Annotated in this window: 23 protein-coding genes and 2 riboswitches; of the genes, 8 read left to right on the top strand and 15 right to left on the bottom strand. The window is 45.0% G+C overall.

Annotated features, from left to right (window positions below; all coding sequences use genetic code 11):
* Positions 1-276 precede the first annotated feature (276 nt).
* A complete protein-coding gene (locus M1D67_RS07360; protein WP_020451132.1) occupies positions 277-1,302 on the top strand; it encodes an acyltransferase family protein in 1,026 nt (341 codons plus the stop codon).
* A 52-nt stretch (positions 1,303-1,354) separates the two neighbouring features.
* Here the strand turns inward: M1D67_RS07360 and M1D67_RS07355 are convergent, their stop codons facing one another.
* The 5 genes from M1D67_RS07355 to htpX all read right to left on the bottom strand — a co-directional run bounded on the left by M1D67_RS07355 (position 1,355) and on the right by htpX (position 6,300).
* Positions 1,355-1,537 carry a hypothetical protein gene (locus M1D67_RS07355; protein ID WP_020451131.1) on the bottom strand — a complete coding sequence of 61 codons (183 nt, stop codon included), beginning with the start codon at positions 1,535-1,537 and terminating at the stop codon, positions 1,355-1,357.
* The gene (locus M1D67_RS07350; RefSeq protein ID WP_161517298.1) at positions 1,534-1,749 is read right to left on the bottom strand and encodes a hypothetical protein; all 216 of its coding nucleotides are present in this window, start codon (positions 1,747-1,749) and stop codon (positions 1,534-1,536) included. The genes M1D67_RS07355 and M1D67_RS07350 overlap by 4 nt, the downstream gene beginning before the upstream one ends.
* A 47-nt stretch (positions 1,750-1,796) precedes the next feature.
* Positions 1,797-3,797: a penicillin-binding transpeptidase domain-containing protein gene (locus M1D67_RS07345; RefSeq protein WP_020451129.1), complete on the bottom strand. Its 2,001-nt coding sequence runs from the start codon at positions 3,795-3,797 to the stop codon at positions 1,797-1,799.
* Between the two features lie 111 nt (positions 3,798-3,908).
* The gene (locus M1D67_RS07340; protein ID WP_025811989.1) at positions 3,909-5,258 is read right to left on the bottom strand and encodes a TrkH family potassium uptake protein; all 1,350 of its coding nucleotides are present in this window, start codon (positions 5,256-5,258) and stop codon (positions 3,909-3,911) included.
* A 148-nt stretch (positions 5,259-5,406) separates the two neighbouring features.
* Positions 5,407-6,300: a protease HtpX gene (htpX, locus tag M1D67_RS07335; protein ID WP_020451127.1), complete on the bottom strand. Its 894-nt coding sequence runs from the start codon at positions 6,298-6,300 to the stop codon at positions 5,407-5,409.
* A gap of 141 nt (positions 6,301-6,441) precedes the next feature.
* Between htpX and M1D67_RS07330 the strand changes: the two genes are divergently transcribed.
* Together M1D67_RS07330 and M1D67_RS07325 are read left to right on the top strand one after the other, a co-directional pair.
* Positions 6,442-7,161 carry a DUF1836 domain-containing protein gene (locus M1D67_RS07330; RefSeq protein ID WP_224145982.1) on the top strand — a complete coding sequence of 240 codons (720 nt, stop codon included), beginning with the start codon at positions 6,442-6,444 and terminating at the stop codon, positions 7,159-7,161.
* 130 nt (positions 7,162-7,291) lie between these two features.
* Complete coding sequence (locus M1D67_RS07325; protein ID WP_020451125.1) at positions 7,292-7,489, top strand: alpha/beta-type small acid-soluble spore protein; 198 nt, start codon at positions 7,292-7,294, stop codon at positions 7,487-7,489.
* 12 nt (positions 7,490-7,501) lie between these two features.
* Here M1D67_RS07325 and M1D67_RS07320 read toward each other — a convergent pair whose 3' ends face one another.
* The 4 genes from M1D67_RS07320 to M1D67_RS07305 form a co-directional block, all read right to left on the bottom strand.
* Positions 7,502-8,590 carry an anti-sigma factor domain-containing protein gene (locus M1D67_RS07320; protein ID WP_065643306.1) on the bottom strand — a complete coding sequence of 363 codons (1,089 nt, stop codon included), beginning with the start codon at positions 8,588-8,590 and terminating at the stop codon, positions 7,502-7,504.
* Complete coding sequence (gene sigI / locus M1D67_RS07315; RefSeq protein WP_023856784.1) at positions 8,587-9,345, bottom strand: RNA polymerase sigma factor SigI; 759 nt, start codon at positions 9,343-9,345, stop codon at positions 8,587-8,589. The genes M1D67_RS07320 and sigI overlap by 4 nt, the downstream gene beginning before the upstream one ends.
* 295 nt (positions 9,346-9,640) lie before the next feature.
* Entirely contained in the window at positions 9,641-10,408 is a 768-nt protein-coding gene (locus M1D67_RS07310; protein ID WP_020451122.1) for a TerC family protein, read from the bottom strand.
* A gap of 272 nt (positions 10,409-10,680) precedes the next feature.
* Complete coding sequence (locus M1D67_RS07305) at positions 10,681-11,322, bottom strand: DedA family protein (protein ID WP_026579816.1); 642 nt, start codon at positions 11,320-11,322, stop codon at positions 10,681-10,683.
* 288 nt (positions 11,323-11,610) lie between these two features.
* Here M1D67_RS07305 and M1D67_RS07300 point away from each other — a divergent pair, with 288 nt between their 5' ends.
* The 3 genes from M1D67_RS07300 to M1D67_RS07290 all read left to right on the top strand — a co-directional run bounded on the left by M1D67_RS07300 (position 11,611) and on the right by M1D67_RS07290 (position 16,138).
* On the top strand, positions 11,611-13,263 hold the full coding sequence (locus M1D67_RS07300) for a diguanylate cyclase domain-containing protein (RefSeq protein ID WP_065643305.1): 1,653 nt from the start codon (positions 11,611-11,613) through the stop codon (positions 13,261-13,263).
* 148 nt (positions 13,264-13,411) lie between these two features.
* Positions 13,412-14,284 (top strand): non-homologous end joining protein Ku, encoded by an 873-nt coding sequence (ku, locus tag M1D67_RS07295; protein ID WP_026579818.1) that lies wholly within the window; start codon positions 13,412-13,414, stop codon positions 14,282-14,284.
* A gap of 3 nt (positions 14,285-14,287) precedes the next feature.
* The gene (locus M1D67_RS07290) at positions 14,288-16,138 is read left to right on the top strand and encodes a DNA ligase D (RefSeq protein WP_479831709.1); all 1,851 of its coding nucleotides are present in this window, start codon (positions 14,288-14,290) and stop codon (positions 16,136-16,138) included.
* 5 nt (positions 16,139-16,143) lie between these two features.
* On the opposite strand, the gene M1D67_RS07285 is transcribed toward M1D67_RS07290, so the two are convergent.
* The 3 genes from M1D67_RS07285 to M1D67_RS07275 all read right to left on the bottom strand — a co-directional run bounded on the left by M1D67_RS07285 (position 16,144) and on the right by M1D67_RS07275 (position 17,218).
* Entirely contained in the window at positions 16,144-16,605 is a 462-nt protein-coding gene (locus M1D67_RS07285) for a MarR family winged helix-turn-helix transcriptional regulator (protein ID WP_020451117.1), read from the bottom strand.
* 173 nt (positions 16,606-16,778) lie between these two features.
* Positions 16,779-16,958 carry a hypothetical protein gene (locus M1D67_RS07280; protein ID WP_020451116.1) on the bottom strand — a complete coding sequence of 60 codons (180 nt, stop codon included), beginning with the start codon at positions 16,956-16,958 and terminating at the stop codon, positions 16,779-16,781.
* 104 nt (positions 16,959-17,062) lie between these two features.
* Positions 17,063-17,218 (bottom strand): hypothetical protein, encoded by a 156-nt coding sequence (locus M1D67_RS07275; RefSeq protein WP_020451115.1) that lies wholly within the window; start codon positions 17,216-17,218, stop codon positions 17,063-17,065.
* Positions 17,219-17,409: 191 nt separating this feature from the next.
* Between M1D67_RS07275 and M1D67_RS07270 the strand changes: the two genes are divergently transcribed.
* The gene (locus tag M1D67_RS07270) at positions 17,410-17,742 is read left to right on the top strand and encodes a MerR family transcriptional regulator (RefSeq protein ID WP_020451114.1); all 333 of its coding nucleotides are present in this window, start codon (positions 17,410-17,412) and stop codon (positions 17,740-17,742) included.
* A gap of 30 nt (positions 17,743-17,772) precedes the next feature.
* Here M1D67_RS07270 and M1D67_RS07265 read toward each other — a convergent pair whose 3' ends face one another.
* From M1D67_RS07265 to M1D67_RS07255, 3 genes are all read right to left on the bottom strand, one after another.
* Positions 17,773-18,180 carry a hypothetical protein gene (locus M1D67_RS07265; RefSeq protein ID WP_020451113.1) on the bottom strand — a complete coding sequence of 136 codons (408 nt, stop codon included), beginning with the start codon at positions 18,178-18,180 and terminating at the stop codon, positions 17,773-17,775.
* A gap of 91 nt (positions 18,181-18,271) precedes the next feature.
* A complete protein-coding gene (mgtE, locus tag M1D67_RS07260; protein ID WP_020451112.1) occupies positions 18,272-19,627 on the bottom strand; it encodes a magnesium transporter in 1,356 nt (451 codons plus the stop codon).
* Positions 19,628-19,875: 248 nt separating this feature from the next.
* Positions 19,876-20,040: riboswitch (M-box (ykoK) riboswitch) on the bottom strand.
* Between the two features lie 139 nt (positions 20,041-20,179).
* On the bottom strand, positions 20,180-20,335 hold the full coding sequence (locus tag M1D67_RS07255; RefSeq protein ID WP_020451111.1) for a transcriptional regulator SplA domain-containing protein: 156 nt from the start codon (positions 20,333-20,335) through the stop codon (positions 20,180-20,182).
* Between the two features lie 292 nt (positions 20,336-20,627).
* On the opposite strand from M1D67_RS07255, the gene M1D67_RS07250 reads away from it, so the two are divergent.
* Positions 20,628-21,581, top strand: a complete 954-nt coding sequence (locus tag M1D67_RS07250) for a S8 family peptidase (protein WP_023856779.1) — start codon at positions 20,628-20,630, stop codon at positions 21,579-21,581.
* Between the two features lie 130 nt (positions 21,582-21,711).
* A riboswitch (cobalamin riboswitch) is annotated at positions 21,712-21,900 on the top strand.
* Positions 21,901-22,003: the final 103 nt, after the last annotated feature.

Raw genomic sequence — 22,003 nt, 5'->3', positions numbered from 1 at the left:
ATTATTCTACAAACCGGAAAATCTTCCTTCATTTGTTTCGAACTTTTACAACCTTTCCGCCTATTTTACAGGAAGATGACGATATAAAAGTTCCTTACTGTTCAATTACATCGACCTAACAATAAGACTTAATGCATAGGAAAACACATGCTTTCTATTTTAAAATTTTAAAATGAGGCCAGACTGGTGGAAGACGTCATTCCGGAAAGAATGTTCCGGGGTTCAGACGCTTCCCGCACCGGCGTCTCCTGAAAATGTTTGTGAAAGGGTGATGTTATGGCGACTTCGCGCGACAGCTATTTCGACAATGCAAAATTCCTATTAATTTTTCTCGTCGTATTCGGACATATAATCAGGTCCTATATTCATGATAATGATGCTCTGCTTCATATTTATAAATTTATTTACACGTTTCATATGCCTGCTTTTATTCTCATATCAGGCTATTTTGCAAAAGGGTTCAACCGCCCCGGCTATGTCAAAAAAATCGCCTGGAAGCTGATTGTTCCTTATTTGATTTTCCAGGGAATCTATACGCTGTTTTATTCCTTTATCGATGATCAAAGCTTAACGGCCGCAAATCCGATTGAACCGCAATGGTCGCTTTGGTTTTTGCTGAGCCTGTTCTTTTGGAATATCCTGTTGTTTCCATTCACAAAACTGCCGGCGAAATGGGCGTTTGCCGCAAGCTTTGCGATCGCCGTTCTTGTCGGATATATCGACTTGATCAGCAACACGCTCAGCCTGTCCCGCACGTTTGTTTTCTTCCCGGTCTTTTTGGCGGGCTATTATTTGCAAAAAGACCATTTTAAAATACTGAGAGGCTGGAAAGGCAAGCAGGCCGCTCTAGCCGTTTTAGCAGCAACGTTCGTTTTCTACTTTTTTGTAGACTTCGATTACTCCTGGCTGTTCGGGTCCAAACCCTATTCGGAATTCGGCGATGTCGGGATAAAAAGCGGGTTAAACCGAGTGGCGCTCCTCGTCATCACGTTCGCTTCAACCTTCGCGTTCATGGCGCTTGTGCCTGAAAGGCGGTATTTCTTTACCCTGTGGGGAACGCGCACATTTTATGTCTATCTGCTGCACGGCTTTATCATCAAGTCGTTCAGAAAAACGGGAGCGGAAGAATGGCTTGCCGATTATCAAAGTCTGACACTATTAATCATCGCCACGGCGATTTTAACTTTCTGCTTATCAAGCGGATTTGTGAAAACGGTCGCCCAGCCATTCATCGAATTGAAAATGACGAATTTAATGAGGATGTTGAAAAAAGACAACGGATATAACCCTTATTTAAAATAAATGAAGGTCCAAATCGTTTCCGATTTGGACCTTTCTCGTTTGATCCGCAGTTTTAATCTTTATCCCGCTGCTGTCCGTCCGCCTTTTTGTTCTTCTTTTTATTGTTTTCGATCACATCAATCAATTTAAAGGCGTTGACATCGCCCAGTTCGTTTGAAAATTCCTCTTGAAGCACATCTGGATTCATCGGTTTTTTATGGTTTTGCATATCCTTGCTTTTTTGATGTTTTTTCATTGGCGTGATTCTCCCTGCTTCCCTTGTTTCGAGTTGCGGTTGGCGCCCCTGTCTCCGTTTTCGGCATCATATTGGGTCATGTATTGATGATCATGCATGCTTTCAGCAGGCGTTTTATTGTTAAGAGCCGCTTCATTTCTGGCAACTTTTCTTTTCATGGTGACATTCCTTTCTTTTCTCGTTTCATCCATATCCTTTCCGTTTCCGTACATTCCACACATCCAGTTTTCGGCAAAAAAATAAGCACCCTGAAGGGTGCTTATTTAAACACTTTTTTCACTTTATTGACGACATATGAGCTGCCGCCGCGATCTGACACATCCTCGATCATCATCGTGATTAAAAGGTTTTTGTTTTTGTAATCATAAGCGGTGAACCAGCCGTTTTCTTTACCTTTTTCGTCTTTCTTCGTTTTCAGCTCGGCCGTTCCCGTTTTCCCTGCGATCGTGAGCCCTTTGACAACCGGCTTGTAAGCCGAGCCGCGAGGGTCTTCTACAACGCCTTTCAATCCTTTTGTAATCGCTTCTGCTCCGCCTGTGGGCAGTACGTTTTTATGCCATATTTCTTTCTCTTCGCCGTCCTTTTTGATCAGGTGCGGCTTGATCAGATTACCATCGTTCAAGAAAGGCGTATAGCTTGCCGCGAGGTGTATCGGCGACATCAGCATTTGCCCCTGTCCGTATCCTGAATCGGCAAGGAGAATATCCGAGTCGATTCCTTCGTTTGATATGGAGGAAGACTTCGTCGGGAATTCATAATCAAGTTTTTCCTCGAAGCCGAATGATTTCAGGCCTTCGACAAATTGATCCTTCCCTGTGTCAAGGGCGGTCTGCGCGAAATAAATGTTGTCGGAAGTGATCAGCGCGTTTTCCAGGTTGACATCGCTTAATCGATCGGAAACCCGTGTGACTTTATATCCGCCCCATGACGAATCTTTCTGCCATTCCTTCCCTTCGATCTTCTTAGGTTCATCCGCTTTGATCGCGTCATTTTTCAGACCGATTGAAGCCGTGATCGGTTTGATCGTTGAACCCGGAGCATAGGTTTTATTAAATTTAGAGGTGAATGGCGCAGACGCATCTTTGTTGAGTTTTTCCCATTCTCCTTTTTTCCAGCCAAACAAAAACCCGTTCGGATCGTATGAAGGCGCGCTGACAAGCGCCAACGTTTCTCCAGTCTGCGGCTCTAACGCAACGGCAGCACCGGAGTCATCTTTTAACTGGTTGTACAGTTCTTCCTGTTTGTTGATATCGATCGTGGTATGGATGTCTTTTCCGTCTTTTGCATCCTTTGAGGCAACCGTCGCGTTTGATTCAGGAATCGAAATCGTCCAGCCGATTTCTCCTCTGAGTTCTTTTTCATAAATGTGTTCGAGACCGACGATTCCGAGCAGTGAATGCTCGCTGTAGCCTTCTTTATTCTGCTTTAATTCCTCTTCGGTAATCGGCCGTATGTAACCGGTAAGATGTGCGGCTTTTTCACCGTAAGGATAGTATCTTGATTGCGTGTCTTGTTTCAAAACCCCGGGAAGAGAGGTCGCTTTTTTAAGAAGCTCTGTGCTACCAGGCTTCACTTTTTTCAAGGGAACGAATGATTCGTCCGTCACCCAGCTTGCGGACAGCTGTTTTTCGATGTCTTCTTTTTCCATGTCAAGCATGTTCGCGAGCTTTTTGATGACACCATCTTTATCATCTCCGAGCTGCCCCGGAACGACGCCGATTTCAGGCACTGTCGCATTCGTAGCGAGTTTCTTTCCGTTTCTGTCATAAATGATGCCTCTCGCTGGTTCCTTGGCGGTAATCCGGATGGTCTCCCCTTCCTTCAGCTGTGAAAAAATAAAGGATGGGTTCCAGTTGACTTTCCATGACGTGTCACCGTCTTTTTTTTCTTTGACAAGCTTTGCCTTCCCTTCAAAAGAAACGGGGCCGGCCAATGTATTCATGCTGACTTTATACGGTATTGTCACTGCATCTTTTTTCTCTTTATTTTTTTCATCTTCATCGTTATCGACGGCTGAAACCTTCAAATCGGAAACTCCGATCTGTTCATAAATGGATTGATTGCGCTTGATGAAATCGTCTTTTGAAATCGATTTTTGCGCTTCAGCCGACAGCTGTTCATACATTTCTTCAAATTTTTGATCGTTCCATTTGTTTACATATTGATCCATGCTTTCTTTTGCTGTCGGCTCGTTAGAACAGGCTCCGGCGAGCAATAGAAATCCGGCGGCTATAAACAAATGGATGACTCTCATTTTCATCGTTGCTTCCCCCTTTTTTTCAATCCGCCATTTAAGCATTATATCATACAAATAAATACAGCGACCGACTTTATGATCATAAAAAAAGACAGTTTAACTAAACTGTCTTTCTTATCCGATAATTATTCTTTCCTTTGGATAATGGTAGTTCGCTTCGATTTCTTTTCTGCCGAATAAATAAAGCAGCGTGACAATGCCGATTCGGCCGATGAACATCAGAAGGATGATGACACTTTTGCCGATCGTGCTCAAATCTGAAGTAATGCCCATCGACAAGCCGGTCGTACCGAAGGCGGAACACACTTCAAACAGCAGTTCAAGCAAAGAATGTTTTTCCGTCATTGTCAAAATGAGTGTCGAGCCGAAAACGAGAATAACCGCCATCAGCGTCACAATCAATGACTTCATTAAGTCCGCCTGGTGCAGTTCACGTTTGAAAATCTTCACCGATTTATTTCCCCGCGCGAAGTGATACAGCGCCAACAGGTTTAAGGCAAAGGTCGTTGTCCGGATGCCCCCGCCGACAGAGCTTGGCGAAGCGCCGATGAACATGAGCATGCACATAAACAAAATGGTCGTATGCGTGAATTGGCTGATGTCGATCGTCGCGAGTCCGCCGCTCCTGGTCGTCGTCGACTGGAACAGCGAATAGAATATGACTTCGTGCCACGATTTTCCTGAAAAGGCAAAGCGCGCTTCCGTGGCGAATATGCCGATCGCGCCTCCAATCACTAAAAGGAAAAAAGTGACTGATGTCAGTTTGGTAAACAGGCTGAAAGTGAATTTGCGCTCTTTGCTGAGCAGAAAATCCTTTACCTCAATCAGCACCGGGAAGCCGATCGCACCCAAAATCAACAGCATGATGACGATAAACTGGACAAAATAATCGTGCTGAAACGGAATCAGCGAGTTGCCGGTAATATCAAAACCGGCATTGGTCGTTGCGCTGATACTCGTAAAAAATCCGTGTATAAAGGCTTCCCCAGGTGTATCAAAATACTTTAAAAAGTAAGTGCCGAGAATCAGCCCGCCAAACAGTTCGATCAGCAGGATCAAGCCGAGCACGTGCTTCATCAGCTTGACAAGGCCCGATAAGTTGGATTGATTTTGATCGGTCATAATCAGCCGGCGCTCTTTCAAACCGATCCGCTTGCCAAAAATCAGCCAGACGAATGTTCCGAGCGCCATCACACCGATCCCGCCAAACTGCAGAACAAACGCCAAAATCCATATTCCGGCCGTGCTGAATGTATCAGCTGTATCAACAACCGTCAAACCGGTTACGCTCACTGCGCTCACCGCAGTAAAAAGGGCATCGATAAATGACCATTCCACATCATTCTTGTGTGCAACGGGCAGACTTAATAATATAACGGAAACCGTCACCGCCAAAAAATAATAGAGCGCGATCAGCTGTACAGGAGACAGCACGCGCAGTAGTTTTTTCAATAAAACCTTCATAATCGTTCCTTCTTTTCAATATTCAAAAGTTGCGCTTCTTGTGTATAACGTGTTCCATTTTAAAGGAAACATGCTCTTATGTACAGCCGATTTTCGATTTTTAAATTTAAAAAGCAAACCCCCTTGAAAAAGGGGGTTTGCATATTGATTATTTTGCTTCCAGACGGCGGATTCTGTCGCTTAAATCAGGGTGTGTTGAGAAAAGCGATGTGTGCTTTTTCCCGTTGATTTTCAAAGTGGCAACAGATGCCTGCTCTTCTTTGACTCTTGAAGTGTACTGCTCAAGCGAGCGGAGCGCGTGAATCATCTTATCCTTGCCTGCAAGGTCTGCTCCTCCTCTATCCGCATGATATTCGCGGTGGCGGGAGTACGCAAACACGACAAGGCTTCCGAGAATGGAAAACACGATTTGGAATACGATGACCGCGATAAAGTGAACGATCGGCGCCAGCTCTTCACGGACAACGCGTGAAACAGCCCATGCCGCAATCCGGGCGAAGAAAACAACAAACGTGTTGACGATTCCCTGAAGGAGCGTCATCGTCACCATATCGCCGTTTGCAATATGCGCGACTTCGTGAGCAAGAACGCCTTCCACTGCGTCGTCATCCATTTCCTGAAGAAGACCCGTCGATACAGCGACAAGCGAGCGGTTTTTGGACGGCCCGGTCGCAAAGGCATTCACTTCGCGTGAATTGTAGATGCCGACTTCAGGCATCTTTGTCAGTCCGGCAGCGCGGGACAGCTTATATACCCGGTCAACGAGCTGCTGCTCTTCGTAGCTGAGCGTTTGCTTATCAGGATTCAGCACCTGAACGCCCATCGCCATTTTCGCCATCCATCTTGACATTAAAAGCGACATAAAGGAGCCGACAAAGCCGACAACCGCACTGAATACGAGAAGCGCAACAATATCGATGCCGCCGCCAGCCGTGAAATACGTGCCTACGCCTGTCAGCGAACCGATAATGGACAGCACGATACCGATCGTCGTAATGACTAAAATGTTCGATAAAAGAAAGAGAAAGATTCTTTTTCCCATGATTACCTCCATGTTATAATAAGATCAAATGAACTCGTATAATAAAATTATACGGCATAGAATTGAAAATGCAAGTGATAAGACGTAAGATAATGTTTATATTGTTTGCTATTTCATTTTAATACATAATGAGGTGGAATGATGAAACCTTTTAAACTGACTCGCCTGGAAATGGCCAAACTGATGTACGCTTTAAAAGGGCAGCTGGATGTCAGTCCGCTTGCGATTCTTTTGAGATCGGCCGATTTGGCGCACGATGAGCCGGAAGACAATTTGGACATCCCCGAATTCATTGTCCGGTACGAACGAAAAAAGCCAAAAACGGAACACGGGCTTTCCACAAATGAAATTGTTGAACTTGGAAATTTGTGCGAACTGACATCCTTAAAATCGACAGCCATCCAAAACTGGATCAAACGCGATATAAAAGATTTGATGGGACATCCGGAACTCGGCAAAAAATATTCCATCGACCAAGCCGTCATCCTTCTCATTGTACGAGACTTAAAATCGGTTTATGACTTCGAAACGATCCGTCCAATCTTAACAACGGTTTTTAATACGATTACAGACCGCTCAGATGATGTGGTGAGTCCGCTGCGCTTTTATGAAGGGTATGCGCGGGTTCTCGATTATGTGTACCGGATCAAAGACTATACGCTGAATGAATCGGCGCTCGAAAAAATCGTCATCGAGCAGACTGGACAGCTCCGCGGTTTTTATCAAGATCTGGCCGATCCCGAATGGAACAAAGCGAGAGATATCACCGCTGTCACTGTGCTATCCGTTATCGCTTCGCACATACAGGCGACCGCCCATTCCATGATTGACAGCGTCTTCTTAAAATATGATATGAAGTAATCGCCGCTGACCGGTGCGCCTGGCTATTGAGCCAGGCGTTTTTTTACACCTTCAACAATTGCCAGCATAAAAAGCCTCAGTCCATTTCAAACTAAACAAGCAGTACCAATTGAAAAAGGAGTTGAGAATCATGGCAAGAACGAATAAACTCGTCGTTCCCGGGGCAGAGCAGGTTTTAGACCAGTTCAAATATGAAATCGCCCAGGAGTTCGGCGTCCAGCTCGGCTCGGACTCGGTCGCTCGCTCAAACGGGTCTGTAGGCGGGGAAATGACAAAACGACTTGTACAGCAGGCACAAGCTCAAATGAATGGGCATACTGACAAATAAATACCCTATGGTTTATTCGCCGGGCCCGCTCGGCGGATATTCTTGTTGATTTGTTTGGTCAGAAGGTTTTTTCTCCTTTTGGTAAGGAGTTTTAGGGCTCTCTTGATTTGTGCCGGAACCGCTTCTCTGCGTTCCTTCCTCCGACTGCTGACCGTCTTTGTCATTATGGTTATGTTCTTGAGGGTTTTCGGTATTAGGGGATTTTGACTCCTTTTCTTTTTCCATTTCTTGATCAGATTGAGAGTGATCTTGATCTGAAGGTTTTTCGCCGTCCGGATGATCTTCCGTGTCTGATTCTTCATCATCCATATGTTGTTCCGGCTGATCTTCTTCTTTCACAGCTTTCTCTTTTTCTCCTGTATCTTCTCCCTGATTTTGATCATCTTTGTTATCTTCATTGTCATCATCTTTGTTTTTGTCTTCTAATTCATCTTTGTGGGAACGGATATAACGGCCTGTTGAGATGCCTTCTTTTTGTGCTTTTGCACGCGTATCAAGGTCTGATTCCACCGCTTCCATCTTATAGTTCTGCTGCTCGTATTTTTTCGCTACATGATCGATTTCGCTTTTTACCGTCGCCTTATATGTGTCATCTTTATTGTTTTCATATACGGTGGCGATAAGCACTTCTTTTGATTCGGTGACATAACCGCTCTTATCGCTGTCTTCGACAATTTCACTGATCACTTCTTTAAAGTCAGACTTTTCCCAATTTTCTATACTGCTCATTAAGTCCTTCCCATCCTCGTTCAGCGGCACCAAATCGATAACTTCACAGTTTTTGTTGAGTGTCAATTCAAAGCTTGGATTGATATCGATCGTCATATAGGCGTATGCTTTATTGTTTAAAACATCAGGGATGATCATGAAAGCGAGCAGCATGATCGCCGCGATTGAAAAAACGCCTGCTTTCAGCGGACGGAGCGAAAGCAGATCAAAAAAGCCCGCACGCTTCCTCGACATTCTTGTCTCCGCGGGAAAAGCAATTTCCTGACCGATTTCATAATCTTCCTCTGTGCTCTTTGCTTTTAAAAATTGTCCGTCAGGGGTTAGCAATGTGACGAATTTTTTATTTTTTTCTACAATAATTCCTCTTCTCATGAATTGAGCACCCCTTTTAGATAATCTTTAAGGTAAACATAATCGCCCGTTATAATGATCGCCATAGCAATGATATATTTGCGGTTTCTCTCTACGGTTTTTCTGCTGACAGCCACCAGCTTTTCAAGCTGTTTGACGGGAAGCTGCTTTTTTTCAAACAAGATCTTTTTTAACTCTTCATGTTCGACTAGCGTATATGCCACTTTGATGGCGTTTTGCCTTGCATCCGTATGTTTCGGCGAATGCTCCAGCAAATCGGAAAAAGACAGGCCAAAACTTTTAAGCCTTTCTTTAAAATGGAAAATCTCCTCCCGCCTCTGCTCCTGTTCGAGCATGCGGTTGAATTCATGAATGGAAAGCTCCGCTTCAATCATGCTTTGAGAGGATTCCTGTTCTTCTCCTTCTTGCATGTCCATATTGATATTCTGGGCATTTCTCGCTTCTTTTCTGATATAATCAATGACTTTGCGCTTAATGATCAGCTCTGCAAATGCCAGCAGAGAATTTCCTTTATCTGAAGAATATTTTTCAATGGCTTCATTGAATGCAATCAAGCCGATGCTGAATTCATCATCTTTTTCATCTATATATCGTTTGCACACGGATGAAACCGTTTTAGCCACAAAAGGCTTATACTGATGGATAAGCTCGTTTTGCAACTGCTGATTTCCTTTTTGTATGCTTATTACAGACTCTTCTAATGATTGTTGTTTCTTTTTTCCTGTCTTAAACAAAAGGCTAAGCACTGGTTTCACCTCAGTTCCTCCCTATACTACTCATTAATGATAGCTAATTTGATAGGGATTCGCAAAGGAGAAAACGCGGTATTCATTTCTAATTTTTCAATTGTGACAATGATTTGTTTGATCTCCTAGAACAATTCGTGATCTGTTTGACGATTAAGGGGGTTTTCCCGCCGTTTTTGTAACACGCCTGTTAATAAAATGAAATCTTATTTCGGTTGGACTAGGGCAATCATCCCTGGTGCTTCCCAGTGCGGGCAAACAAAAAAGACCGCCGGTGAAAGACCGGCAGTCTGGCGAAAGCTGTTTACTCCTCTGCAGCTTTATTCTCGTGTTTGTTCGGATTTGTCATAAACCATCCCCCGAGCGCAATAGCGATCAGCACCGCCCAGAAGATGAACTTCCAAGTACCTGAATGAATAAAATGTTCAGAGACGATGTTGATTTGCGGGTGTGCGAGCGTATAGAGCGTCAGTTTCACACCAACCCAGCCGACAATCAGAAAAGCAGCCGTTTCCAGGCTCGGACGTTTCTTTAACAAGTTCACAAATTGACTTGCAGCAAAACGCATAATAATCAGTCCGATAATCCCGCCGGCTAAAATCACCATGAACTGTCCGCCGTCAAGTCCGCCGATTTGCGGCAGGTTCGTTGCCGGAAGTGTGACAGCCAGCGCAACCGCCGCCAAAATCGAGTCGACGGCAAACGCGATGTCCGCCAGCTCAACTTTGATAACCGTCGGCCAAAAACCGCTTTGCTTCGACTCTTTCACCTTTTCGTCCTTTTTGAAAACATGGGTTTTCAAAATATGGTGAATGGAGATGTAAAGCAGATAGACGGCGCCGATCGCCTGCACCTGCCAGACGTTGACAAGAAAAGAGATCGCAAACAAAGCGCCGAACCTCATCACAAACGCGCCGGCCAACCCGTAGAAGAGCGCTTTTTTTCTGTCTTTTTCAGGCAAGTGTTTAACCATGACCGCCATGACGAGGGCATTGTCCGCGGCCAAAATACCTTCCAGCCCGACTAGGATGAGAAGAACCCAACCATATTCAAGTAATAATGCTGCATCCATTTTATAATTCCTCCTAAGTGATTGTCTCTTTCTCTTATTCCCGCTAATGCAGCAGGGTATTTTCAGAAAACAAAAAAGACCTCTGCCAACATTAGGCAAAGGTCTTGCTAGACATGGTTATCATTGATTAAATCATGCCAACAAAGCCGATGGATGAACATCCATGAACTGACGACTTTGTTTCCGGTTTTAACATCCGGACGCTACTCCCCTTTGGGATAAAAGAAAATATTGAATTATAAGATAATATTAACCTCATATGCGCCCGGCTGTCAATCCTTATTTTTATTTAAAAAAGTTGAAACGCTTTGCGATTTGACTTTCTTCCGCCTGCCTTTCACCCAAAGGTAAAGAACGAACAAAACGATGAATCCGATGCCGACCGGAAGAAGGTATCCGTCCAATAGGCTGCCGACCTTGCTCCAGTTTTCGCCGAGGTAAAAGCCTAAATAGACATAGACGAACGTAATCGGCGTGATCGCAAGGAATGTATAAATACAAAACACCCACACGTTCATTCTAGCGAGTCCGCACGGAATGGAAATCAGCGTTCTGATGCCCGGTATAAACCGGCCGCTGAATGCGACAAACCCCCCGTGCTTTTCAAAAAACCTGTCCGATTTTTCGAGCGCTTCAGGCTTAATGAAGAAGTATTTGCCGTAGCGCTCCAAAAACGGCCGCCCCCCGTACCTCCCGAGCCAGTAAAGCGTCAGCGGACCTGCGACACCTCCCAGTGAACCTGCGGCAACGACCCCGATCAGCAACATATCGCCTTGATACACCCAGTAGCCGGCAAGCGGCAGAACGATTTCAGCCGGCACGAATTCGATGCACAGCGCCAGAAAAATCCCTAAATACGAGAGGCTCTTAAACGCCTCAGCCAATGATAAAATAAACTCCTCGATATCGACCACAACCTTTGACGATTGATAATTTCAAGTTCCAAAGAACGTACAAAAACGATTTTAACACAATTCAGGAAAATTGAAGAGCAAAATGGGAAGTCCTCCTTAGAAAGAGCAGAAGGATATCATTTTTTATTGGCGAATTTCATTATATATAGTATAATTCACGAATTATACCGGATGTAGCGCTATTGCCGCTTTTTTATGTCAACGGTTAAGAGTACGGCAGTCTGGCCTTTCATAATACAGTATAGAAATTCAGATTTTTCATCATAGTACAAAAAGGCGGAGAAGAAAGTGACAGAAGTTTTTGGTGAATATAATGGATGGTTCGTTCTTTTATCCTATATCACTGCGGTTTTGGCAGCATACACAGCCCTTGATTTATCGGAACGGGTCGTCCATACAAAGGGCAGGAAAAATATCGGATGGCTTTTGGCCGGATCCCTCACGATGGGGCTTGGTATCTGGTCTATGCACTTTATCGGGATGCTGTCATTTCAGACAGCCGAAGAAATGAAATACGATTTGAGATTCGTCTTGCTTTCGATTGTTGCCGCTTTCGCAGGCTCGCTCATTTCATTTTATGTTGTGAATGGAAAAGAACCGACGAATGCAAGACTGGCGGCGGGCTCCCTTGCAATGGGAAGTGCGATCGCATCCATGCATTTTATCGGGATGGAGGCGATGGAGAATATGACAATCGTCTATCATCCCGTTCTTTATGCCGCCTCTTTTGCAATCGCCATTTTCGCCTCCTTCGCTGCCTTAAAACTGTCAGTGGTATTCGCCAAAAAAACCGGCTCCTTTCGGATCTTGTTCATTAAAATCGGAAGCGCGCTTTTAATGGGCGGCGCCATTTCCGGCATGCACTATACAGGAATGGCAGCAGCTACGCTTTTCATGACTGACGGCCGTGATACAGGCCGCGAAGGAATCGATGCAATTGAACTGGGCATTATGATCGTACTTGTCAGCCTGATGCTTCAATGCTTCTTGATTTTCGGCGCCTTCACTGACAAGCGTCTGCTGTTTCATATCGAGAAAATCAAAGATAATGAGGAACGGTTCCAGTCCTTAATTAACCACAACATTGATCCGATCTACGTGTTTTCGCTTGAAGGCAAAATGCTTTCCGCCAATTCATCGGGATACAGCCTTCTTGAAAAAATGGGAGTTGAGCCTGAGCGCCTGTCTTCGTTTTTTCGACAGGAGGATCATGACAGACTGCTCAACTGGTTTCTTCAGGTCCAAAATGAAAAACAGGCCCTCAACCGCGACACGGAAATCGAAATAGCTGAAAAGCGTTTTGATGTAAATGTGACGCTGATACCGGTATACGTCAGAAAGCAGCTTGACAGCATTTATGTCATTTGTAAAGATATGACAAACCAGCGTGAAGCAGAACGCAAAATCCATAGAATGGCTCACTATGACGCGTTGACAGATTTGCCAAACAGACGGTATGCAGTCGACCATCTCGCAAATGCTCTGGAGCGGCAGAAGACGGGGACGGCCGTATTGTTTTTGGATTTAAACCGTTTCAAAGTGTTTAATGACGCCCTTGGCCACGACGTCGGAGATCTGCTGCTGGTGGCAGCAGCACAGCGTTTGGCGCATTGTGTGCCTGATGAAGGCTTCATCGCCCGGTTAGGCGGTGACGAATTTATCATTGTCGCCCCTTTACATGGAACCGATCAGCTGACCAGGCAATTGATCAGTCAGTTTGAAACGCCTTTTCACATTAAAGAGCACCGTCTCAAAACATCCGTCAGCATCGGAATCGCCGTTTCCCCGGCCGATGGAACAGACGGTGATGAGCTGATGAGAAAAGCCGACATGGCCATGTACGCCGCGAAGCACAAAAGCAAAAGCAGATATCAATATTTTTCTTCTTCTCTCGCCAGAAAGAACAGACCGTCTTTGCAGGAGGAACCCGAGCCGAACTAAGCGCTTTCCCCAAGCAAATCACTGTATCGCCGCAAGCATCCGGGCCGAAGCCTGGATGCTTTTTTTTCGCGCTGTTATCCATAAGTTGCTATTCATGAAACAATCTGCAGAGAGGCATCAATAAAAGAAAAGGAGTTGAACCGAACCGATGCATACGATGTGGAAAGGCTCAATCAGCTTCGGCCTTGTCAATATCCCCATTAAACTGTTCGCAGCGACAGAGGATAAGGATATTAAATTAAGGTCGCTTCATAAAGAATGCCGCGCCCCGATTCAGTATGAGAAAAAGTGCACAAACTGCCACCAGGAAATCGCGCCCGACGACATCGTCAAAGGCTACGAATATGTTAAAGGCAAATACGTCGTCTTATCGGACGATGAGCTGAAACAGCTCAAAGAAGAGCAGGAAGACAAAGCTGTCGAAATTGTTGATTTTGTCCAGCTAAAGGAAATCGACCCCATCTATTTCAACCGTTCATATTTCGTCGGACCGGGAGATAACGGTGTAAAAGCGTACTCACTTTTGCGCGAAGCGCTCAGAAAAACAGAAAAGATCGGAATCGCCCATATGACCATCCGCTCCAAAAAACAGCTCGCCATTCTTCGCGTCTACGAGAACTGCATTTTAATGGAGTCTATCCACTACCCTGATGAAGTCCGAAACGCGGCCCACGTACCCGGTGTTCCGGAGGAAACCGCGGTCAACGAAAAAGAGCTGCAAACCGCGATTTCACTAATAGACGAGCTGACGACGACATTTGCGCCTGAACAATATGAAGATACGTACAGACTTGCGCTGATGGATAAAATCAAAGAGAAAATCGATCATAATGAGGGTGTCACACCAAATGCCGGAGCCGCCGCTCCGCGCGAGGATGTCATCGATCTCGTGAGCGCTCTCCAAGCCAGCATCGAACGGACAAAAGCGCCTGACCGGGAAGCGGCAAAAACGCCTGTTGCAAAAGGAACCGGGGAAAAAAAGAAAAAAACGTCGCGCAAAAAAGCATCAGAGGCAAAATAAAAAATGGGAATTACGATGCAGCCCGTGTTGACCACATCCGCTCCTTCAGGCGGCAATTGGCGGTATGAAGCCAAGTATGACGGGTATCGGGGGCTTTTAAAAATTTCTGCGGCCGGCGACGTTTCGCTCATCAGCAGAAACGCGCAGCCGCTCGAAAACACATTTCCGGAAATTACGGAATTTGCAAAAAGCATGATCGAAAATCTCAAAGAACACTTGCCGATCACGATTGACGGGGAAATTGTGTCGTTGACAAACCGTTTTCGTTCCCGATTTGAATACGTCCAAAAAAGAGGGTTAAGCAAAAAGGCCGAGTTGATTGAACAAGCTGCCGCGAAGAAACCGTGTCAGTACCTCGCTTTTGATTTACTGGTCTTTAAAGGAGAAAGTTTAACCTCACTCCCCTATACCGAACGAAAACGCGCGCTTTCCGACCTGATGAAAGAACTCGGCTTGCCGATGGCTCCCGATCCGATGGCTCACGCACGAATTCAATACATCCCTGACACTTCAGATTTCCATGCTCTATGGAATGCTGTTAAAAGGTTTGACGGCGAGGGAATTGTTGCGAAGAAAAAAGACAGCCGCTGGGCTGAAAATAAAAAAACAGCCGAATGGCTCAAGCTCAAAAACTACAAAAAAGCAGCTGTATTTATGACAGGCTACAACATGGCAAACCGTTATTTGACAATCGCCGTCTATGACCGCGGTCAAATCAAAGAAGTCGGTTCGGTTTCCCACGGACTCGGAGAACAGGAAAGAAACGCCATTCTTTCAATCGTCAAGCAGTACGGAACCGAAACAAAGCCCGGCGAATATACCATAGATCCGTCGATTTGCATGACGGTCCATTATTTAACGATTCATTACGGGACATTGCGCGAGGTGTCGTTTGTTTCTTTTGAATTTGACATGGCTTGGGAAGATTGTACTTACAAGCGCCTGCTGCTTCATTCAAGAAACGTCCACCCCGATTTGCAGCTGACAAGCCTTGATAAAGTCATCTTTCCTAAAAGCAATAAAACAAAAGCGGATTACATCGGATATCTGAATGAAATCGGCGATTTTCTGCTTCCGTTTCTCGACAATCGGGCGCTTACCGTTATCCGTTATCCGCACGGTTCCGGCGGAGATTCTTTTTTTCAAAAAAACAAGCCCGACTACGCACCCGAATTTATCACGACCATTCGGGTTGACGAGCACGAGCATATCATCTGCAGTGATTATTCAGTTCTGCTGTGGCTTGCCAATCAGCTTGCGCTGGAGTTCCATATCCCTTTTCAAACAGCGGATACGACCCGTCCGACCGAAATCGTTTTCGATCTCGATCCGCCTTCAAGGTCGGAGTTTCCACAGGCCGTCAGAGCCGCGAATGAATTGCACCGTTTATTTGAACAGCTTGGCCTCTTGTCTTTTCCAAAGCTGTCGGGAAATAAAGGGATACAAATCTATATTCCGATTTCAAAAAACGCCTTTACTTATGAAGAAACCCGCCTTTTCACAAGCTTTGCGGCTTCTTATTGCGTCTCACTTTTTCCCGATCTGTTCACAACCGAACGCCTGATTAAAAACAGGGGCGGAAAACTCTATATTGATTATGTGCAGCACGCTCCGGGAAAAACGATCATCTGCCCGTATTCCACAAGAGGCAATGAGATTGGCACAGTGGCCGCACCACTGTTTTGGGATGAAGTCCATTCAGACTTGGCACCCTCAAATTTTACGATGGAGGCTGTCATCAAACGCACAAAGGAGCTCGGATGCCCTTTCGAAAGCTTCTTCAGACAGCCCCAAGACAAACAGATCAAAGCTATTCTCGATCACTTAAAAGAAATTGACCGTTCGGAAAATTGACTTTTTCAGCGAAACAATAGGTGCTGGCTGTGGATTCCGGCTTTTTTTAAAAGGGCCATCAGCTGCTCCTGTTCCTCTTTTGTCAAGCCTGAAAAAGCCCGCGCAATTCTCAGGGAGTGGATCGGATAAATCTCATCGAGATATGCCTTTCCCTTCTCTGTCAAATTCGCATAGACAGACCGTTTATCTTTCGGGTCCTGCTCTCGTTTGATGAAACCGTTTTTTTCCAATTTGTCGATCACATAGGTTACGTTTCCGCTTACAAGGAGCAGCCTCGAGCCGATTTGCTGCAGCTTTTGGGCTCCCCTCGTATACAAAAGCTCCAATACAGCAAATTCTGTAGGATTAAAGCCGTGTTCCTTGCTGTCCCGAATACTATGTTCTGAAACGCTTTTAAAAGCCCTGGCAAAAACCTTGTACAGCGACATAGCACGGTGAACTTCTTCCTCATTAAACGAAAGTCTCATATCATCTACCTCTTATACTATTTTCTTAAAATGAACCCGGGAAATGAAAACCCTTACAAATGTAGAAAAAGAAAGGGTCATGCTTTTCCCATATTCTATAAGTATATATTTTCGTTATTCGAAAGAAAACTCCTGCTTATTTTTTTTAAGATATTAAAAAGAAGCCCGTTTTTTCAAAATGGCCGATTTTGAACACGGGCTTTATTTTTCCGGAAAAAATAAAAATATTCTTTTCTGAGCTCCGTAATCGTCATCCTCTGCAAAACATCCTGATTATACTCACCGAGTGAGCTCAGTTTTTTTGAGTAATGGTTTCTTTCCTTTTCCAAAGCGTTTTTTAACAACCTGCTCATGATCTTCTCCTTTCATTTTCGTGTGTTGTAATATAAGAATAGACCTTATTTATTAACCAGGCTTTAAGGCCGTGTAAAGTTTGCTTTCACTCCCACTTCCGGATTTAAGAGGACTTTTGATAAAAGCCGTTCTGCACTGCCCTCAGCAGCGGAAACGCATCCTTTCCGGCAAGATTCATTAATGTCTCGAGCAATTCGTCTCTTTTAATGTCTAAAGCAACGATTTCTTTGGCGAGTGAGACCGCTTTGTGTTCCTTCATCCAATGATTCCCCCTCATCAGTCTGTATCTACAGCATACAAAACACTTTTACCCCTTGCATGGTTCCTGTAAACTTTTCTTCCGCGATTTTTTTAAAAGTTTTTCAACAATGTTAGATTTTCTAACAAACGTCAGGTTTTTTCGCGCGTTTTCTTATATAATACAAAAAAAGTCATCTTAGGGGTGGGAAAATGACAGTCGAAGATCTTTCTTATAAAGATAAAAAAGTGATTTCTATTGGCATTGTCAGCGAGCTGACGGGTTTGTCGGTCAGGCAGATCCGCTATTATGAAGAACGCAAGCTGATCTATCCGCAGCGCTCTTCAAGAGGCACGCGCAAGTATTCCTTTGCTGACGTCGAACGGCTGATGGAAATCGCAAACAAGCGGGAAGACGGTGTTCAGACGGCAGAAATCCTCAAAGATATGCGCAAAAAAGAACAGAGACTGAAAAACGACCAGCAGCTCAGAAAGAAAATGCTCGAAGGACAGCTTAACGCTCATTTTAAATACAAAAACCGCTAAAAAAACGAATCATACCCTCCGGATGATTCGTCACCTGTTTTCCTGCTGTTTCGTTTCCTTTATGTATCCGATGAAATCAATCATAACGCCTTTATCTGGATCATTGCGTATCCGAAACGCGATCGTTCCGGGCTGACCGGTATTTTCCATCTTGTAAGCGGCATGAAACACATGGATGCTCGCTTCAGAAATTTGAAAATCATCAGCACGAAGCCCGGAAATTCCCCATTTCTGTTTGTTTTCCAGGATTGTTTCCGGAGAGGGGGTTGCGCCCTCCACGTACAACCGCTTCATCTTTGACACATCATCGTTCAATATCGCCTCAAGCATACCCTCGACTGCGACGAGCCGCCTGTCTTTTCCTTCATCTTCATTCTGACAGCCGGCAGCAACCATTGCAACGGCTAAACAAATCAGCACAGCTGCAAATCTTCTCATACCAATCCCCCCTGATCTCTGCCTAAAATATATAGGCTTTTACGGATTCTGGCAAGCAAAAAACCCTCCCTAAAAAAGGAGGGCTGCTGTCTTACAGTGAATGAATGAATGCAGTTGCAATACCGAAGTAGATCAGCAGTGACAAAATGTCATTTAAAGTTGTGATCAGCGGACCCGATGCAATCGCAGGGTCGACGTTGCACTTGTGAAGGATGATCGGGACGATCGTTCCCGCCATCGTTCCGATGATCAGTGTGGCAAAGAGCGAAGTCCCTACCACAAATCCGAGCAGCAGATTCCCCTGCCATACAATCGCGATTCCTGTAATCACGACCGCACAAACAACGCCGATAATAATGCCGGCCTTGAGCTCCCGGAAAATCAAGCGGAAAATCGTTTTTTTATTGAGTTCTTCTTTTGACAGCCCTCTGATGACGACAGCGAGAGACTGCGTCCCGGTGTTACCCGTCATTCCTGCGATCATCGGCATAAAAAAGGCCAATGCGACAACCTGCTGCAGTGTGTCTTCAAAATAGCTCATGATGCTGCCTGAGATCAAACCGATGAACAGAAGCAAGATCAGCCACGGCAGACGTCGATATGCAGCGACATACGATTTTGTATCAAACGTGATTGCTTTACCTGATGCAGCAAATTTTTCGTAGTCTTCATTCGCTTCTTGGATGACGATGTCAATAATGTCATCGACCGTTACGATCCCGACAAGCTCATGGTTTTTTTCTACAACGGGAATCGCCAGAAAGTCGTACCGCTCAATGAGCCTTGCGACTTCTTCCTGATCTTGAAGAGCGTCCGCTGAGATGACCCTTGTAAACATTAATTCCTGAACCTTCTCATCGGGTTCTGCCAAAATGAGATCCCGGTATGAGATAACCCCGACAAGCTGCTTTTGTTCATTGATAACGTATAAATAGTTGATCGACTCCGCGATTTCCGCAAAGCTTTTCAGCTTGACAACCGCTTCTTTTACCGTGTAATGCTGCGGAATCCAGACATAGCGGTTTGTCATGATTCTTCCCGCTGTTTCAGGCGGGTAGTTCATCAGAACGCGGACCGCTTCAGATTCTTCCGCTTCCATACTGGAAAGAAGCTGGTCTTTCAGCTCTGAGTCCATTTCCTCGAAGAGCGCGGCAAGGTCGTCGTTGTCCATTTTATTCATCACATGGATCGCCTTTTCCTTGCCGACCTTGTTCAGAACGACAAGCTGCTCTTCTCTGTCCAGTTCGCCCATGAGATCGGTAATGTCTTCAACCGTTAAAAAAGACAGATACCGGCCGCGGTGCTTTTCGGGCATTTCCTTAAACAGAATCGCCATATCATAAGGCTGCAGTTCCTCTAAAACGTTTTGAAACTCTTTTCGTTTTCCGTCTCTCAGTAAAATAATAATGCGTAAAATCAGTTCATCATATGTCATGTTTTTTACCATGGCAATCTGTACCTCCCTTTTCAGGAGATCCTTATATCACCATAGCAAAAGGGGTGAAGTATAAGGATCTCCTCATCAATCAATGTGTGATGCTGTAAAATATTTCTCGTATGATTAAACCGCCTCGAATGGGGAGAATCCATACTTCCACCTCCTTGTTTAATACGGAAAGTTCACTTTCCTCAAAAAATAAAAAAACACCTATTTCATTGAAATGAAGGTGTTAAAAGCCATACAAAATAAAACCCTAACGCCTTCCATCGTAGAGCTTTAGCACTGTATGGCATAGGCAGCATGCCAGCTGCATTAAAAATCACCTTAGATCGATGATTTCTGTTGACCCATTGGCGTCTTTGGACATTTTTGGGCAGCAGCGTATCTCCATACAGGAGCCTCACCTAACGAAGAGCTGTATTTACCGGACACAATGAGATTACAGAAAAAAAGGATAACTGTCAATAAGAAAAGCAAACTTAATGCTCTCTATTATGGTTGATTCCCTTTTTCGTCAAAATTAAACCAGCTCTTTCGCCGAGATGCCGAGCTCCGTTCTTACTTTTCGCTATCCTGTTCAAGGTCGTCCTTTGACAGCAGGTGATAGTTTTCGTGCAGCAAAAGCGCGTATTCTCCTTCATATTTTGGATGCGGCACAAACTCCGCCTGCTCGATTGACAATTCGTCTCTTTTTTCGTTTTCTTGTTCTTTCACCCTGTATCAACTCCTTTTTTTAATAGGATATCCTTTTGCCGGGATAATATGATGAAGCGAAATCTCATATATATAGTGATTCTCTCGCCCTTTCGTCGATTTCACAGGTCTTTTCGCTTACAATTCCAGCATTGTTCGCAGTTATTCGACTTTTCTCCTCTATTATCTATATTTTTTAACTTTTCATAAAATTCATACAAATGAACCTTTTTTTAACAAAGTGAATGTTTTACAATAAAATCACGCACCTTGTAACCCATCTAAAGCAGCATATAACAGGGAGGGCTTTGAAATGCAAATGCGATTAATTCCTTATGTCACTGACACAAAGCTGATGGACGTGAACGAATTGCCGGAAGGAATCGATGCGATTAAGGCACCGGAGCTGTGGTCACAAGGTTTTAAAGGAAAAGATATCACTGTCGCAGTGCTTGATACAGGCTGTGACGCAACCCATCCCGATTTGGCAGACCGAATCATCGGAGGCAGAAACTTTACTGATGATGACAATGGAAAAGAAGATCAATTTCATGATTATAATGGACATGGCACCCATGTGGCGGGTACGATTGCCGCAAACGATCAAAACGGCGGCATCTCCGGCGTGGCACCTGAAGCGAACCTATTAATCGTCAAGGTGCTCGGCGGTGAAGACGGCAGCGGCGATTATGAATGGATCATCAACGGGATCAACTACGCCGTCGAACAAAAAGCCGATATCATTTCAATGTCGCTCGGCGGACCTGCCGACGTTCCGGAATTGAAAGAAGCGGTGACAAACGCCGTGAAAAACGGAGTGCTCGTCGTCTGCGCCGCCGGAAACGAAGGCGACGGCAATGACCGTACAGAGGAGTACTCATACCCTGCTGCATACAACGAAGTCATCGCTGTCGGGTCTGTGTCATTGACGCGGGAGTCTTCCGAATTCTCAAATGCGAACAAAGAAATTGACCTCGTTGCACCAGGAGAAGAAATCCTCTCTACATTGCCCGATCATCAATATGGAAAGCTGACGGGAACATCGATGGCCACACCGCACGTCAGCGGCGCGCTCGCTCTCATCAAGTCAGCTGAAGAAGAGGCGTTTAAACGGAAGCTGACAGAACCGGAACTGTATGCTCAGTTAATCCGCCGCACGCTTCCTCTTGATTACTCAAAAGCGCTGATCGGCAATGGATTCTTATATTTGTCGGCGCCGGAGGTACTGGCGGAAAAAGCCGGCGAAGCAAAACTTCTTTCCCTTTAACAGCCTAAGGAGGCTGCCGACAATGTCGGCGGCCTTTTTCATGGCTATTGATAAGGCTGAATCTTTTTAATTGCAAGAATTCAAAAATTATTTTGACTAAAAGATCGTGACGGTATATAATCTACTAAACAATTTCATCGCCGGGAACATGGTAATCTAACGAGGTTAGATTTTAAAAGGGAAGTTTGGTGAAAATCCGACGCGGTCCCGCCACTGTGAATGAGGAGGTTATTTCATAAAACCCACTGTTTCTATACGGGAAGGGGGAAATAACCGTCGATTCATGAGCCAGGAGACCTGCCTGTTCTGACGCACCATCAACCTACGGTCGATAGGAGGTGTTCGAGTTGACGTAACAATCGCTACGTTTATTTCTCGTTCGCAAAATGCTGTTTTCAGGCACTCACCTTCTCATTGTCCGA

This window comes from Bacillus sp. PK6-025 (assembly GCF_056530265.1).
The sequence above is the reverse complement of the archived record's forward strand: the minus strand, read 5'-3'. Positions and strand labels throughout refer to the sequence as shown.